The organism is Hydrogenophaga sp. (genome assembly GCF_028698005.1).
Classification (GTDB): domain Bacteria; phylum Pseudomonadota; class Gammaproteobacteria; order Burkholderiales; family Burkholderiaceae_C; genus Hydrogenophaga.
The window spans coordinates 1-14,236 of sequence record NZ_JAQVEJ010000069.1 but is presented as its reverse complement, the minus strand read 5'-3'; the positions used below and the strand labels follow the sequence as shown (position 1 = coordinate 14,236).

Here is a 14,236-nt window from a genome sequence, read left to right as displayed (position 1 = left end):
TGACACCGGCAGCGCCAGGTAGGTCACCCACGGCAGCACCGCCAGCGGCATCAAGGCCGCCTTCGCCCGGTGGTAGACGAAGCCCGATTCCCGCCCGGCGCCGAACTTGCGGATGTCGCGGCGAACGAGTCCGTCGACCAGGCCGACGAAGGCCGCGAGTAGGAAAAGGGGCAGTGTCAGCACCAAGACCAGCAGGCGGACGATGAACGTCAGAACGGTGAAGCCGGCAGCAATCAGATAGCCCTTGGTCCAGACATAGACCTGGGCCAGGTAATGGCGGAAGTCTCGGTGCGCGCCTCGGCTGGGTGCGCTGGCCTGTGACCTGCCCCCTTCCTCCGTACCAATCGAACGTAGGAAGTCCGGGGTTGAAAGGTTAATCGATTTGGCTGCTGGGTAACTGGTCTTCGGCAGCATCGACAGCTTGCTGGCGATGCTGCTCCGCAAAGCGTGCGGGGGGAATGCGACCAAGGCTGCTGTGGGGGCGCACCTCGTTGAAATCCTGGCGCCAGGCTGCAACGACAGCTCGGGCTTGAGGCAGCGTTTGGAACCAGTGCTCGTTCAGGCATTCGTCGCGGAACTTGCCGTTGAAGCTCTCGATGTAGCCGTTCTGCATCGGCCGCCCGGGCTCAATCAGGATGTGCCGGATGCCGTGACCTTGAGCCCAGGCCATGAAGGCCCTGCTGGTGAACTCCGGGCCGTTGTCCGTGCGCACGGCACGCGGGTAGCCGCGGAACCGCGCGGTCTCGTCCAGCAGCCGTGTAACGTACTCGCCCGAGATCCCAAAGTCGGCGCCGATCTGCACGCACTCATGGCTGAAGTCATCTGCCACGGTAAGGAACTTGATGCGGCGGCCGCTGGCCAGGCTGTCGCTCACGAAGTCCATGCTCCAGACCTCGTTGACGGCGCGGGCCAGCTGCAACGGCATGCGCTCCGAGGCCGGACGCTTGGCCTTGCGGCGCTTGCGCACCGACAGGTTCGCCTGCTGGTACAGCCGCAGCACCCGCTTGTGGTTGACGCCGGCGAATTCCGGACGCAGCAGGTCGTGGATGCGCCGATAGCCGAAGCGCCGGCGCACATGGGCGATCTCGATGATCTTGGCGCTCAGAGCCTGGTTCATCTCGGTTTCCTGGGGCGGATGGCGGTAGCTGTCACGGGAGAGCCCCACGAGGCGGCAGGCACGGCGCTCAGACAGGTGGAACTGCTCCACCATGGCGGCGATTGCCGTGCGCTTCGCCTGTGGGGCTAGCGCTTTACCCCGAAGACGCCCTTGAGCGCGTGGATGTCCAGGTGGGCCTCCGCCAGCAGCTTCTTCAGCTTGGCATTCTCGGATTCGAGCTCACGCAGCCGCTTGGCGTCGGGCACATCCATGCCACCGTACTTGGCGCGCCACTTGTAGAACGTGGCGTCGCTGAAGCCGCCCTTGCGGCACAACTCCTTCACCGGCATCCCCGCCTCTGCCTGGCGGATGAACCCGATGATCTGCTCCTCCGTAAACCTGCTCTTCTTCATGTCCGTCATTCTCCTGGTTGACGGACCTCGCTAACCTCAGACTGGTACGGCAGGGAGGGGGCAGGTCTCCTTGTCGGTATTTTCAACAAGGGTTAAGAACTCCAGTTTTCAGGGGCAACCTCAGTGAGCCTGGTCACCTTCTCGATAGAGTCTGTGGCCGGTGCGGTATTCCAGGTCGTCGATGGGTGAATGGATGAACTGGAAGTCCTGTTCGTTCAGGTCGGCAAAGAGCACCATCGCGCGGATGCCACAAACCTGGCAGTCCGAGGTGCCGCGCCAGGCGGCTTCGGTCTTGACGGGAATCATGGGAGGGCTGCCTCGGGGCGATGACGGATTGATATACCTGACAGAGTATATGAATCTCTGCCGCATCGGATGCAACAACAACACATCCGGCGCAACGATCGGCTTTGCCGTGGCGTACAAGACCCGCCTGACCAAGGCCAACGCTTGCGCTTCCCACAGGCATTGATCGACCGGAGGCGGTGCCTGGCATCGAACCGGTGGGCTGCGTGGGTAGGCCTGAAGGCAAGGTGCTGAGGCCGGGCAAGGCTCACATGATGCTTATGACTATGACGATTTTGTCAGCCAATAGTGGCAGCTCATGACATCGATAGATGGGCATGAGTGGTGAGTGGTTTCATAAGGCATTGATTTGATTGATTGTTTTCTGGGCGAAGAGCTTGGCACGGTTATTGGTATTGAATTGCACAACGCCATGCCATGAACGCCCAAGATCGCATCCTTCTTCGCAAGCTGACCTGGACCGTGCTGATCAAGCTGGTCGCGCTGTCGATGCTGTGGTGGTTGTTCGTGCATGACGCTCAGGTGGCCGTGGATGAAAGTGCCGCGGCCCGGCAGTTGCTGACTCCGACCGTCAGCACCACCCAGGAGTAATCACGTGATATCCGATCAATTGGTTGATCTTTCGCGTCTGCAGTTCGCGGCGACGGCGATGTACCACTTCCTGTTTGTGCCGCTAACGCTGGGCATGGTCTGGCTGCTGGTCATCATGGAAAGCGTCTACGTGATGACGGGCAACGTCATCTGGAAGGACATGACCCGCTTCTGGGGCAAGCTCTTCGGTATCAACTTTGCGCTGGGCGTGACCACCGGCATCACGCTGGAATTCCAGTTCGGTACCAACTGGGCCTATTACTCGCACTACGTGGGCGACATCTTCGGGGCGCCGCTGGCCATCGAGGGGCTGATGGCCTTCTTCCTAGAGTCGACCATGATCGGCCTGTTCTTCTTCGGCTGGGATCGGCTGTCGAAGACCCAGCATCTGCTGGTGACCATCCTGATGGCGGTGGGCACCAACCTGAGTGCGCTGTGGATCCTGGTGGCCAACGGGTGGATGCAGAACCCGGTGGGCGCAGCGTTCAGCTTTGAGACCATGCGCATGGAGATGGTGGACTTCTGGGCGGTGCTGTTCAACCCGGATGCGCAGGCCAAGTTCGTGCACACCGTCTCGGCGGGCTACGTGACGGGTGCGATGTTCGTGCTCGCGGTGAGCAGCTGGTACCTGCTCAAGGGCCGAGACACCGAGTTTGCCAAGCGCAGCTTCCGCGTCGCGGCAGCGTTTGGTTTGGCCAGCGTGTGCAGCGTGATCGTGCTGGGCGATGAGTCGGGCTACACCGTGGGCGAGGCGCAGCAAACCAAGATGGCGGCGCTTGAGGCCATGTGGGAGACCGAACCCGCACCGGCCGGTCTGAAGCTGGTGGCTGGCATCAACGAGGCTGAGGCGAAGAACGACTGGGAGCTCGAGATTCCGTGGGTCATGGGATTGATCGGTACCCGCTCGATCGACAAGCAGATCCCCGGCATCAAGGAGATCAAAGAGAAGAACCGCCAGCGCATCGAGAGCGGCATCCATGCCGTCGTGGCCCTGGAGACGCTGCGCCACAACAAGGACGATGCGCAGGCCAAGGCGGTGTTTGAGCAGCACAAGGCCGATCTGGGCTTCGGACTGCTGCTGCGCAAGTACACGGCCGATGTCAGCCAGGCCACACCCGAGATGATCCAGCAGGCTGTGGACAGCACGGTGCCGCGCGTGGCGCCCATGTTCTGGTCCTTCCGCATCATGGTGGGTCTGGGCTTTGCCATGCTGGTGCTGTTCGGCATGGCCTTCTGGAGCACGTTGAAGATGCAGTGCGCTGCGCGTCCGTGGTTGCTCAAGTGGGCGCTGGTGATGTTGCCGGCGCCATGGATTGCCAGCGAGCTGGGCTGGTTCGTGGCGGAGTATGGCCGCCAACCCTGGACTATTTACGGCGTGTTGCCCACGCATCTGTCGGTATCGACCTTGAGTGTCCAGAGCCTGTATGGATCGCTGGCAGGCTTCGTCGGCTTCTACACCTTGCTGTTGATCGTCGAGGTCTATCTGATGATCAAGTTTGCTCGCCAGGGGCCGGGTAGCTTGGGCACCGGGCGCTATGAGCGTGAACCGGAGCACCACGCTGTCCAGCACGCTTGAAGGAGAGATCGATGTTCGACTATGAAACCCTCAAACTGATCTGGTGGCTGCTGGTGGGTGTGCTGCTGGTGGGCTTTGCCGTCATGGATGGCCATGACATGGGCGTGGGCACGCTGCTGCCGTTTGTCGGCAGGGACGATGTGGAGCGCCGCGTCGTGATCAACACCGTTGGGCCGCATTGGGACGGCAACCAGGTCTGGTTCATCACCGGGGGGGGTGCCATCTTTGCGGCCTGGCCGCTGGTCTATGCCACCGCGTTCAGTGGCTTTTACTGGGCCATGCTGGCGGTGCTGTGGGCGCTGTTCTTTCGCCCGGTGGGGTTCGACTACCGCAGCAAGATCCACCACCCCGCTTGGCGCAGCACCTGGGACTGGGGTTTGTTCGTCGGCGGCTTCGTGCCTCCGGTGATCTTTGGCGTGGCTTTTGGCAATCTGCTGCAGGGCGTGCCGTTCCAGTTTGACGAGTTTCTGGTGCCCACCTATTCCGGCAGCTTCTGGGCCTTGCTCAACCCGTTTGCGCTGCTGGCCGGTGTCGTGTCCAGTGCCATGATCACGCTGCAGGGGGCGACCTACCTGGCGCACCGCACCGAAGGTGTCGTCCAGGCACGCACGATCAAGGCCGGTACGGGGGCCGCGCTGGTGATGGTCATCGGCTTTGTGGCCGCTGGCGCCTGGCTGCAAGGCATCGACGGCTACCGCATCAGCTCCGTGGTGGATCCGTCGGCGCTGCCCAACCCCATGGACAAGACCGTGGTTCGTGAAGCCGGTGCCTGGATGGCGAACTACGCGGTCGTGCCCGCGCTCTGGCTGCTGCCGGCCCTGGGTGTGCTCGGTGCGCTGGCTGCCGTCGTGCTGATGCGATCGGGGCGCACGCTGGGCGCCTTCGTGGCCTCTTCGCTGGCCACCACCGGTGTCATCGGCACCGCCGGTGCGTCCATGTTCCCGTTCGTGATGCCGTCCAGCACCCAGTTGCAGGCCAGCCTGACGGTGTGGGACAGCGTCTCCAGCCACTTGACGCTGGGGATCATGTTCTGGGCCACGCTCATCTTCATGCCGCTGATCGTGCTCTACACCAGCTGGGCGTATCGCGTGATGCGTGGCAAGGTGACGGCAGCCTACATCCGCGAGAACGAGCACGGGGCCTATTGAACAGCCGTCGACCGATACACGGCCAACATTTCAAGGAGTCTGATCATGTGGTACTTCGCCTGGGTTCTGGGCATCGGCTTTGCCGTCCTGCTGGCCATCCTCAATGCCATGTGGGGAGAGAGCGAGGCAGCGCGTGCCGAGGCACGCCGGGGAGTTGAGCCATGAGCGCGGGGCCTTCGGTGGCTGCACCGGCGCCGGCGCGGGTGCACTGGCCCAGCTTGACGGTGGCCGTGGTGCTGATGGCGGTGGGGAGTGTGCATCCTCTGTTGCTGGCCGGCGCCGATGGCCAGGCCAGCCACAGCTTGGCCATGGCCTGGTTCTGGGCCATGAGTGCCGGGCTGGTGCGGGGCGTGGGCTTCATTCCCCGGCAGCTGGCCATCCGTTGGCTGCTTGGGGGGCCAGCCGTGGCGCTGGCGCTGGTGCTGGCCGCCTGGCTGCGATGGGGTGGCTGACATATCTGATGCAACCATGGCCAATTCGGTCAAACCTGTCAGGGCACATCCAGCCAAAGTGGCGAATTTGAAGGGTTCAAGTGGGTTTGTCACCCCTGAAATGCTGATTGATGACCTCGAGTCGGGAAGGTCTTGGTCGCTCGCCAGCCGGCCAGTCGCCATCAACCCGAGTCTTTCCAGGAGAACACCATGAGCGACTCCATCTCTTTTCCCAGTATTCCAACACCTGCTGGCATCGACAGCGATCGCCGCACCTGGCTGCTGGCCACCTCGTTAATGGGCGCGGTCGCCGCGGGTGCGGTGGCTGTACCTCTGGTGAGCAGCTTTGCCCCCAGCGAGCGTGCCAAGGCGCAGGGTGCCAGTGTCGAGGTGGACATCGATGGCCTGGCGCCGGGCGAGATGCTTACCGTGGAGTGGCGTGGCAAGCCAGTGTGGGTACTGCGCAGAACGCCCGAGATGCTGGCCACCCTCGCGGATATGCCCGATCTGGCCGATCCCGCCTCAGAGGTGGACCAGCAGCCCGCGTATGCGCGCAACACCGCGCGGGCCATCAAGCCGGAATACCTGGTGGTCATCGGCATTTGCACCCACCTGGGCTGTTCTCCGGTGACCTTGCCGGCAGGGACGGCCAATACCAGTGTCCCGGCCGACTGGAAGGGCGGCTTTTTCTGTCCCTGCCACGGGTCAACCTTCGACCTGGCCGGGCGGGTTTTCAAGAACAAGCCGGCGCCCACGAACTTGGAAGTGCCACCGCACAAGTATGTGGCGGCCACCAGGCTGCTGATCGGCGAAGACGACAACGGTGCGGCCTGAGAACTGCAGGGCTGACATATGGACGTTCGAACCATCCGCTCGCTAGGCGACGACACCCTGAGCTACCTCGTCGCCGATGTGGACAGTGGGGAAGCTGTTTTGATCGATCCGCAGGCCTGCGACATGCCCTTGATCCAGGCCATGCTGGGTGAGCGCCAGCTCCGGCTGCGCTGGATCCTGCGGACACACGACCATGACGAGCAGCGCCCCGGTGAACTGCCTGCGCTGCGCCGACTGGGGGCGCCAATTGTGCAAGGGCGACCCGAGGCCGGCGTGCACCTGCCCACCGACGGTGACCTGCTCGCCTTGGGTGGCAGCGCCATCCGTGTGTGGCGAACACCGGGCCATACCAAGCATTGCCTGAGCTATCTCTGGAGGGATCGGGTCTTTTGTGGTGCCTTGCTGGATGTGGACCATTGCCCCTGGCAGCGCTGGCCGGCGGATGCGGCCATGCTGTGGGACAGCGTCACCCAGAAGATCTTTACCCTGCCGGATGACACCCTGCTGTTCCCGGGACAGGCCTGTCACAGCCACAGCGTCAGCACCGTGCACGACCAGCGGCGCTGGCACCCATTCTTCGCGCAATGTTCGCGCGACGACTTTCTGGCGCGCATTGCGGCGCTGCAAGACGAGGCGCAGTGCCAGCAGGCCTGAGCCTCAGCCCGTCCATTTCACCCCGAAGAGATCAGCTATGAAACAACTGCACTTCCAGGAAAAGTATCCCGTCACCGTGGTGGACATCGCCAAGTCGGAGACACGCTATGACAGCGTTGCCGCCATCGCCGGCTACTTCAAGGATTGCGTCGCGAAGACGCCGCGCGTGAGCTACATCGGCGAGTTCGACCACTACGCGCATACCCAGGCCATTGGTGGCGAAATTGCCCCCGGCATCCGGGCCGCCATCAACGTGCTGTTCTGCTTTGGCCATGCCTTGCCCAACCCGCAGGTGCTGGCCGTGCGCCCGCGCAGCATCGGCATTGCCGACATGGGTGACCACTTCGTCGTCAGCTTCATGGATGCTCCCATGAAACCGGCCAACGACGCCATGCAGGCCTGGGCCCTGGGCCTGCGCAATGCCTGAGTGGCAGGGAGATCGATCATGTGGCAGGCCCTGAACTGGCTGCAAAAGAACCTGGTCTGGAGCATTCCGCTGGCCATGCTGGCCGGCCTGGGCTTCGGCAGGGTCACGGACCCGTCGTTCCTGCGCGGGGCCATCCTGCCGCTGACCTTCCTCATGGTCTACCCGATGATGGTGACGATGAACGTGCGCGACCTGCTCAAGCCGGGCAACGGCCGGCTGCACGGGGTTGCCCAGGGCATCAACTTCATCCTCATGCCCGCCATCGGCTATGTCGTGGGCCTGCTGTGCTTTGCCGACCAGCCGATGATGCGGCTGGCGCTGTTGCTGACGGCGCTGTTGCCCACCTCCGGCATGACGATTTCCTGGACCGGCTTCGCCAAGGGAAACGTGCCTGCCGCGGTGAAGATGACGGTGGTCGGTCTGATGGCCGGCTCGCTGCTGGCGCCCGTGTACCTCAAGGTGTTGCTGGGCACGGTGGTCGGGATTCCGGTGCTGCAGGTGTTCGCGCAGATCGGCCTCATCGTTTTCCTGCCGCTGGCGCTGGGCACATGGACGCGCAGCTGGCTGATCGGAAAGCATGGCGAGCCGGTGTTCAGCCAGCGGTTCAAGCCAAGGTTCCCGCCGTTGTCGACCCTGGGGGTGCTGGGCATCGTGTTCGTGTCCATGGCGCTGAAGGCGCAGGACATCCTGGCGAACCCGACGCAGGTGCCTGGCCTGCTGCTGTCGCTGGTGCTGGTGTACGCCATCAACTTTGCTGTCAGCACGGTGGTTGGCAAGGCCCTGTTCCCGCGTGGCGATGCGATTGCGCTGGTTTATGGCACCGTCATGCGCAACCTTTCCATTGCGCTGGCCATTGCCATGGGCGTCTTTGGTGCCCAGGGCGCTGATGCCGGGTTGCTGATCGCGCTGGCCTACATCGTCCAGGTACAGGCGGCGGCCTGGTACGTCAAGCTCACCGATCGCCTGTTTGGACCGCCGCCAGCCGTGGCCAAGGCGGCATGAAGCAAGGAGTCTTCAGCATGTCGAATACCCCGAATACCGCTACCCCCTATGAAGCCCTCGGTGGCGCTGACGGTCTGCACCGTCTGGTGGACCGCTTTTATGAACTCATGGATGAACTGCCTGAGGCCTATGCCGCGCGTCGCATCCATCCCGAAAGTCTGTCCGGCGCCAACGAAAGCTTGTTCGAATACCTCTCGGGCTGGTTTGGCGGCCCCAACCTCTACGTCGAAAAGAAGGGTCACCCGCGTCTGCGCAGGCGCCACCTGCCTTACGCCATCGGCCCCACCGAGCGCGACCAATGGATGTTGTGCATGCGTACCGCACTGACCGAACAGGTTGCCGACGAGCCGCTGCGCGAGTATCTGATCCAGATCTTTTCCGCTATGGCCGATCACATGGTCAACACGCCGGGTGCATTGCCTGACGCCGGTGGCGGTGGGCGCCCGGGCGAAGGAGCCTGTTCATGCGCGCACTGAGACGCACGCTCAGGCGCCAGCCTGTCGCATCGATCATGGCATGGGCCCGTGGTTGGGCTGGGGCTGCGCCGGTGGGGCCGGGACAGCCCCGACCGCCCCATGCCGTCACCGGTGTTCAGGCAGAGGGGTGACAGGAGCCTCGGTCATGAAAGGACCGGGGCCGGAAAGATCGCGCGAGGAGACAGCAACATGACGCAGCACAAACCCCGGGGGCACTGCTCCCGACGATACGCATACCGGTTCACGTTGGCGCTGATGCTGGGCGGTGTCGTGACAGCCGCGACATGGGCGACCGATCCCTCGCCGCCAGCGGATGCCTCGGCGCAAGAGGTCCTGGCCAGGGCGCCTGGACCGGGCTCATCCACGGCAGACCACAGCAAGTTCAAGGCACTGCAGGGGCCGTTCAACAGCGGCTCCGAGGTCACCAGGGCCTGCCTGAGCTGCCATACCGAGGCGGCCAAGCAGGTGATGAGCACCCGCCACTGGACCTGGGAGTACACGAACCCGGACACCGGCCAGACGCTGGGCAAGAAGACCATGCTCAACAGCTTCTGCATTGGTGACCGCTCCAATGAGGCCTTCTGCCAGAGCTGCCACGTGGGTTATGGATGGAAGGACGACAAGTTCGACTTTCACGACGAAACCAAGGTGGATTGCCTGGTCTGTCACCACACGGGCGGCTACAAGAAGCCCGCCGGCATGGCCGGCGAGGTGCCCACCGAACGCACCGAACTGCCAGCCGGATCCGGCAAGTTCATCGATCCGGTGGACCTGGCCATGGTGGCACGGCACATCGGCAAGACCAGTACCGCCACCTGTGGCAGCTGCCACTACAACGGCGGTGGCGGTGATGGTGTCAAGCACGGCGACCTCGATTCCTCGCTGGACCGGGCCACGCCCGAGCTGGACGTGCACATGGCAGCCAAGGCCAGGGGCGGCGCTGGCTTCACCTGCGCCACCTGCCACCAGGCCGATGGCCACCAGATCGCCGGCAGCCGCATCAGCATGACGGCAGCCGACCCGCACGGTCCCCTCCTGCGCGGTGATACGGTGCATGCTGGTCGCAACGCGGCTACCTGCCAGAGCTGCCATGGTGACAAGCCCCACAAGCAGCCGTCGCTGTCCGTGGGTCTGCTCAACAACCACACCAGCAAGCTGGCTTGCCAGAGCTGCCACATTCCCAGCTTCGCCCGCGGCGGCATCGCCACCAAGATGGGTTGGGACTGGTCCACCGCCGGACGCCTGTCGCCCCAGGGTCAGCCCATCCAGGTCAAGGACGACCAGGGCCACGTGATCTACGACAGCAAGAAGGGCGACTTCAGGCTCGATGAGAACGTGGTGCCCGACTATGTCTGGTTCAACGGCAAGGTCACCTATACCACCCAGGAGGAAAAGATCGATCCGACCCGCGTGGTGAAGATCAACACCTTCCACGGCGGTCCGGACGATCCGGAGGCGCGCATCTGGCCCGTCAAGCGCTTTGAAGGTCGGCAGCCCTACGACAAGCAGCACCTGCAACTGCTGGTGCCGCACACCGCCACGCCCGACGACACGGCCTTCTGGTTCAACTTCGACTGGCCCAAGGCACTGAAGGCCGGAGCTGAGGCCACGGGTGTGCCGTTCAGTGGCGACCATGGTTTCGTCAAGACCGAAATGCTCTGGCCCATCACGCACATGGTGGCACCCGCCAGGGACGCGGTGGCCTGTGCCTCGTGCCATACCAGCGCGGCCCGGAGCCGGCTGGGTGATCTGCCCGGCGTGTACCTCCCAGGCCGGGACCATCACCCCTGGATCGACCGGCTGGGCTGGCTGGCCGTGCTGGGCGCCGTTGCGGGCGTGCTGATTCACGCACTGGCCCGTGTCATGAACCACCTTCGCCATGGAAAGGGGCACTGAGATGGATGCCATGAACTCCAACGTCGCCACCAAGCCTGGTCGCATCTACCTTTACAAGCGGTACGAGCGTTTCTGGCACTGGTCGCAGGCCGCGCTGGTGCTGACCATGCTGGCCACCGGATTCGAAATCCACGGCAGCTACTCCTGGCTGGGCTTCGAGCCGGCGGTGCGCCTGCACACCCTGGCGGCCTGGGCCCTGCTGACCCTGTGGGCCTTCACCATCTTCTGGCAGTTCACGACCGGCGAATGGCGCCAGTACCTGCCGACGCACAAGAAGGTGCTGGCCATGGTCGTCTATTACGGCTGGGGCATGTTCCGTGGTGCCCCGCACCCGTTCCACAAGACGGTGCAGAAGAAGCACAACCCCTTGCAGCGCCTGGCCTATCTGGCGTTGCTGGCCATGATCTCACCGCTGCTCTGGGGCTCGGGCCTGCTGTATCTGTTTCGGGCCTTCTGGCCGGAATTGGGCATCGACCGCTGGCTGACCCTGGAGTGGGTGGCCTGGGCCCACACCGCCGGTGCCTTCCTCATGCTGGCCTTCGTGGTGGTCCATGTGTACCTCACCACCACCGGTCACACCCTGACGGCACACATCAAGGCGATGATCACCGGCTGGGATGAGGTACCTGACGACGCCTGATCAGAAGGCCAGCGTCTTGACGCCTGCCTTGAGCAGGTGGGCCGCCACATCGGCCGGCTTGGCGGGCGTCACGCCCGGAATCAGGTCCGTGGACTGCCGGCCGGTGTTGGGCAGATACAGCGCGCAGACCTCGACCTTGGCGCCGTTCTTGATCAGCCCCTGAAGCATTTGCTGAGGGGTGACATCCTTGGGCTTGAGCTGGGTGCCCTCCTTGCCAGCGACAGCCACATCACCTGCGGCATCGCACAGCAGCACGCGGACACTGGCCTTCTGTTCCAGTGCCTGGCCGGCGAGCACGAGGCCCGCACCTTGGGCCATGGCGTTGCCGCTGTGGATATTGACGAACAACTCATTGGCGTGGGCGGTGCCTGCCAGGCAAAGGGTGACTGCGGTGAGCGCGATCAGACGTTTCATGCAAAGACTCCTTGAGAATGCAGCAAAAGGGAGGAAGTTCATCAGATATATCAACTGACGGGCCTATTCTTCACATACTCCATATAGTATCAATGACATAACGCAACCCCAGCAGATGACGTTCACCTGCCTTGCAGCCATGACACCTTGACCAGGTGGAAGATGAACCAGATGTATGGACATGCAGGGCCCGGCGGCTTGCCTCGCCGGCGGCTCCCCAAGTCGCTGGACCTGGTCTGCGTGGTCGTGTTGATGCTGTGGGGCCGGGTGGCGATGCGGTGACCGGCGAAGCCCGTCAGGACAGCGCCGGTCGCGCCCATGACGGTAAGAGCCGACAGGCGGTTCAGATGGCGCGCGCAGCGCGCATGTTCGCGATGTCTTCCCGTGAGTAGCCCAGCTCCAGCAGAATGGCTTCGGTGTGCTCGCCAACGGACGGGATCGCGTCCATCCGTGGCGTGTACCGGTTGCTGCGGCCCGGTGGGAGCAGCGCGGGGACAGGACCCGCGGGGGTGTCCACCTCGTGCCAGCGCTGGCGGGCGGCCAGTTGCGGGTGCGCCACAAGGGCCATTCCGGCCAATTCGAAGCAATTGGGCGGTACCTCCCGTTTTCCCAGCCCAATGATGCGGACCCGCTTGTGCAGGCGGGCGAAGGAGTCGGCAAAGCCTTCCCGCTGAAGAATGCTGTGCAGTCGTTCCTCAAGAGGCTTGATGTGGCGATGCAGCAGTTCACCCGGCTGTACTTCAGAAATCAGGTGCTGAAGTGTGAGCAGTGCCAGCACTTCACTGGGCTTGAACCAAAAACCAGCGACCTCTTGTGGGGAATCGCTCGCCCCTGGCTGAGGCCTCCAGCGATAGGACTGGCTTTCGTGATCCCAATGGATGGGATGCCCTAGTTTGTCTCGCAGCCAGGCCAAGTCCCTCATCAGGGTTGCTCTGGAGGCGCCAGTTTCTTCCTGCAGGAAGGCCAGGGTGATGCTTCGCCTTGAACGGAGCAGTGTGACAACGTGGTGCAGTCGATCGTTCTTGTTCAACGTCTCCTCCCCATTCATGCTTTATGCACAGCGCCATATTTCCATGGTTTTATTGGACAAGAGTATCAAAGGCCCCCTTGTTTTTTGCTGACTCGTTCGTGTCAGCAACGAGAGTCGATCAACCTCGAAGTGCTTGCGCGGCTTGTCCAGCACATCCAGTTCGATCCGCTTGATGGCTTTGCAATACAGCTGCTTCGGCGTGCCACCGTGGATGCAGGTGTCGCGTGCGACATCGATGAGCTTGAGCTTGTGTTCCCCTGGCGGGCCAGCCCTGCAGGTTGGATTTCTTGGCCCGCAGAGTGGCACCTCCTGACGACCGGTGAGGTGGCCTAGGGAATCGAAGAGGGCGTTGGTCTTGGCGCGACGTGCGGTGGCGAATGTGGCCGCTGCGCCCCCTCAATGCATCGGCCGCCCGAGCCGCTGGCTGGCCCTGGATATCGCGTAGTTCACCAGGCAGTACAGCGCCGCGACGACGAGGTACACGGGTACCAGCGAGTGGTAGTTGGCGATGAGCACCCTGGCGTTCTGCATGAGTTCGCCGTAGGTGACGACGTAGCCGAAGGTGGTGTCCTTGACGACGATGACCAGTTGCGCGACCAGTGCCGGGACGATGTAGCGCAGGGCCTGGGGAAAGACGACGAGAAAAAACACCTGGGCCTCGGTGAGCCCCAGGCTGCGCGCGGCGCTGGTCTGGCCGCGGGGCACGGCAAGCACGCCCGCGCGGTAAACCTCGGCCACCACGGCAGCGGTGCTCAGGCCGATGGGCAGCGTCAGCATCCAGTAGGTGCTGAGCTTCACGCCGATGGAGGGCAGCACCAGAAAGCACGCGTAGATGAGCAGCAGCGTGGGTGTGCCGCGCAGGAACTCGATGAGGGCGATGCTGGGCCAGCGCACGAGCCGTGGCCGTGCCAGGCGCCCCACCATCAGCACCAGTCCGAGGGTCAGCGCGATGACGGCGGCCATCGCCGCCGATGCCAGCGTGCCCAGCAGGCCTTTGGCCAGGAAGGCCCAGGTCGTCGGCCAGGCGAAGAAATTCCAGAACCGGGCCTCGAGCTGCCCGGCCTCATGGAAGCGGAACGCGGCGGCCGCGACCAGCGCCAGCAGCGCGGCCGCCGCGATGCCGCTGACCACCCGGGTGATGGTCCGGGCCCGGGGGCTGGGCGAGCCGAACAGGATGTCTTCCAGCGGGCGGCTCATCGCAGTATCCGCAGCTTCTTTTCCAGGGCGGCACCGGCCCAGCCGATGAGCAGCCCGGTGACCACGTACATGGCCGCCGCCAGCGCGAACGCCGCCATGCCGGCG

17 protein-coding genes and 2 pseudogenes are annotated in these 14,236 nt (G+C 63.6%); 12 read left to right on the top strand and 7 right to left on the bottom strand.

Going from position 1 to position 14,236, the window contains the following annotated elements:
- The 3 genes and pseudogenes from PHQ87_RS08750 to PHQ87_RS08740 all read right to left on the bottom strand — a co-directional run.
- Window positions 1-324 (bottom strand): annotated as a pseudogene (locus PHQ87_RS08750) (TIGR03747 family integrating conjugative element membrane protein); the annotation flags it as partial.
- A gap of 49 nt (window positions 325-373) precedes the next feature.
- Window positions 374-1,509 (bottom strand): IS3 family transposase gene (locus PHQ87_RS08745; protein ID WP_300233101.1). Its coding sequence is split into 2 segments (ribosomal slippage): window positions 374-1,266 and window positions 1,266-1,509, totalling 1,137 coding nucleotides; the frame shifts between segments, so codons are not numbered across the junction.
- 120 nt (window positions 1,510-1,629) lie between these two features.
- On the bottom strand, window positions 1,630-1,815 hold the full coding sequence (locus PHQ87_RS08740) for a hypothetical protein (protein ID WP_300233100.1): 186 nt from the start codon (window positions 1,813-1,815) through the stop codon (window positions 1,630-1,632).
- Between the two features lie 417 nt (window positions 1,816-2,232).
- Between PHQ87_RS08740 and cydP the strand changes: the two genes are divergently transcribed.
- From cydP to PHQ87_RS08680, 12 genes are all read left to right on the top strand, one after another.
- A complete protein-coding gene (gene cydP / locus PHQ87_RS08735; protein WP_300233099.1) occupies window positions 2,233-2,406 on the top strand; it encodes a cytochrome oxidase putative small subunit CydP in 174 nt (57 codons plus the stop codon).
- A 4-nt stretch (window positions 2,407-2,410) separates the two neighbouring features.
- Window positions 2,411-3,982: a cytochrome ubiquinol oxidase subunit I gene (locus PHQ87_RS08730; protein WP_300233097.1), complete on the top strand. Its 1,572-nt coding sequence runs from the start codon at window positions 2,411-2,413 to the stop codon at window positions 3,980-3,982.
- An 11-nt stretch (window positions 3,983-3,993) separates the two neighbouring features.
- Window positions 3,994-5,130, top strand: a complete 1,137-nt coding sequence (gene cydB / locus PHQ87_RS08725) for a cytochrome d ubiquinol oxidase subunit II (RefSeq protein ID WP_300233095.1) — start codon at window positions 3,994-3,996, stop codon at window positions 5,128-5,130.
- 45 nt (window positions 5,131-5,175) lie between these two features.
- Window positions 5,176-5,295, top strand: coding sequence for a cytochrome bd-I oxidase subunit CydX (gene cydX, locus PHQ87_RS08720; protein ID WP_300233093.1), 120 nt, complete (start codon window positions 5,176-5,178; stop codon window positions 5,293-5,295).
- Window positions 5,292-5,582, top strand: coding sequence for a cyd operon YbgE family protein (locus PHQ87_RS08715; RefSeq protein ID WP_300233091.1), 291 nt, complete (start codon window positions 5,292-5,294; stop codon window positions 5,580-5,582). Before cydX ends, PHQ87_RS08715 begins: the two co-directional genes overlap by 4 nt.
- A 189-nt stretch (window positions 5,583-5,771) precedes the next feature.
- Window positions 5,772-6,395 carry a ubiquinol-cytochrome c reductase iron-sulfur subunit gene (gene petA, locus PHQ87_RS08710; RefSeq protein WP_300233089.1) on the top strand — a complete coding sequence of 208 codons (624 nt, stop codon included), beginning with the start codon at window positions 5,772-5,774 and terminating at the stop codon, window positions 6,393-6,395.
- Window positions 6,396-6,413: 18 nt separating this feature from the next.
- Window positions 6,414-7,049, top strand: coding sequence for a hypothetical protein (locus tag PHQ87_RS08705; protein WP_300233087.1), 636 nt, complete (start codon window positions 6,414-6,416; stop codon window positions 7,047-7,049).
- A gap of 37 nt (window positions 7,050-7,086) precedes the next feature.
- Window positions 7,087-7,476: a DUF6858 family protein gene (locus PHQ87_RS08700; protein WP_300233085.1), complete on the top strand. Its 390-nt coding sequence runs from the start codon at window positions 7,087-7,089 to the stop codon at window positions 7,474-7,476.
- 18 nt (window positions 7,477-7,494) lie between these two features.
- Complete coding sequence (locus PHQ87_RS08695) at window positions 7,495-8,478, top strand: bile acid:sodium symporter (RefSeq protein WP_300233083.1); 984 nt, start codon at window positions 7,495-7,497, stop codon at window positions 8,476-8,478.
- A complete protein-coding gene (locus PHQ87_RS08690) occupies window positions 8,475-8,954 on the top strand; it encodes a group II truncated hemoglobin (protein WP_300233081.1) in 480 nt (159 codons plus the stop codon). Before PHQ87_RS08695 ends, PHQ87_RS08690 begins: the two co-directional genes overlap by 4 nt.
- A gap of 189 nt (window positions 8,955-9,143) precedes the next feature.
- The gene (locus tag PHQ87_RS08685) at window positions 9,144-10,850 is read left to right on the top strand and encodes a tetrathionate reductase family octaheme c-type cytochrome (protein ID WP_300233079.1); all 1,707 of its coding nucleotides are present in this window, start codon (window positions 9,144-9,146) and stop codon (window positions 10,848-10,850) included.
- Window positions 10,851-10,860: 10 nt separating this feature from the next.
- Window positions 10,861-11,490: a cytochrome b/b6 domain-containing protein gene (locus PHQ87_RS08680; protein WP_300233077.1), complete on the top strand. Its 630-nt coding sequence runs from the start codon at window positions 10,861-10,863 to the stop codon at window positions 11,488-11,490.
- Here the strand turns inward: PHQ87_RS08680 and PHQ87_RS08675 are convergent, their stop codons facing one another.
- The 4 genes and pseudogenes from PHQ87_RS08675 to PHQ87_RS08660 form a co-directional block, all read right to left on the bottom strand.
- A complete protein-coding gene (locus PHQ87_RS08675; RefSeq protein ID WP_300233075.1) occupies window positions 11,491-11,904 on the bottom strand; it encodes a hypothetical protein in 414 nt (137 codons plus the stop codon).
- A gap of 343 nt (window positions 11,905-12,247) precedes the next feature.
- Entirely contained in the window at window positions 12,248-12,934 is a 687-nt protein-coding gene (locus PHQ87_RS08670) for an HTH domain-containing protein (RefSeq protein WP_300233073.1), read from the bottom strand.
- Window positions 12,935-13,330: 396 nt separating this feature from the next.
- Window positions 13,331-14,131, bottom strand: coding sequence for an amino acid ABC transporter permease (locus tag PHQ87_RS08665; RefSeq protein ID WP_300233072.1), 801 nt, complete (start codon window positions 14,129-14,131; stop codon window positions 13,331-13,333).
- Window positions 14,128-14,236 (bottom strand): annotated as a pseudogene (locus PHQ87_RS08660) (amino acid ABC transporter permease); the annotation flags it as partial. The gene PHQ87_RS08665 and the pseudogene PHQ87_RS08660, both read right to left, overlap by 4 nt.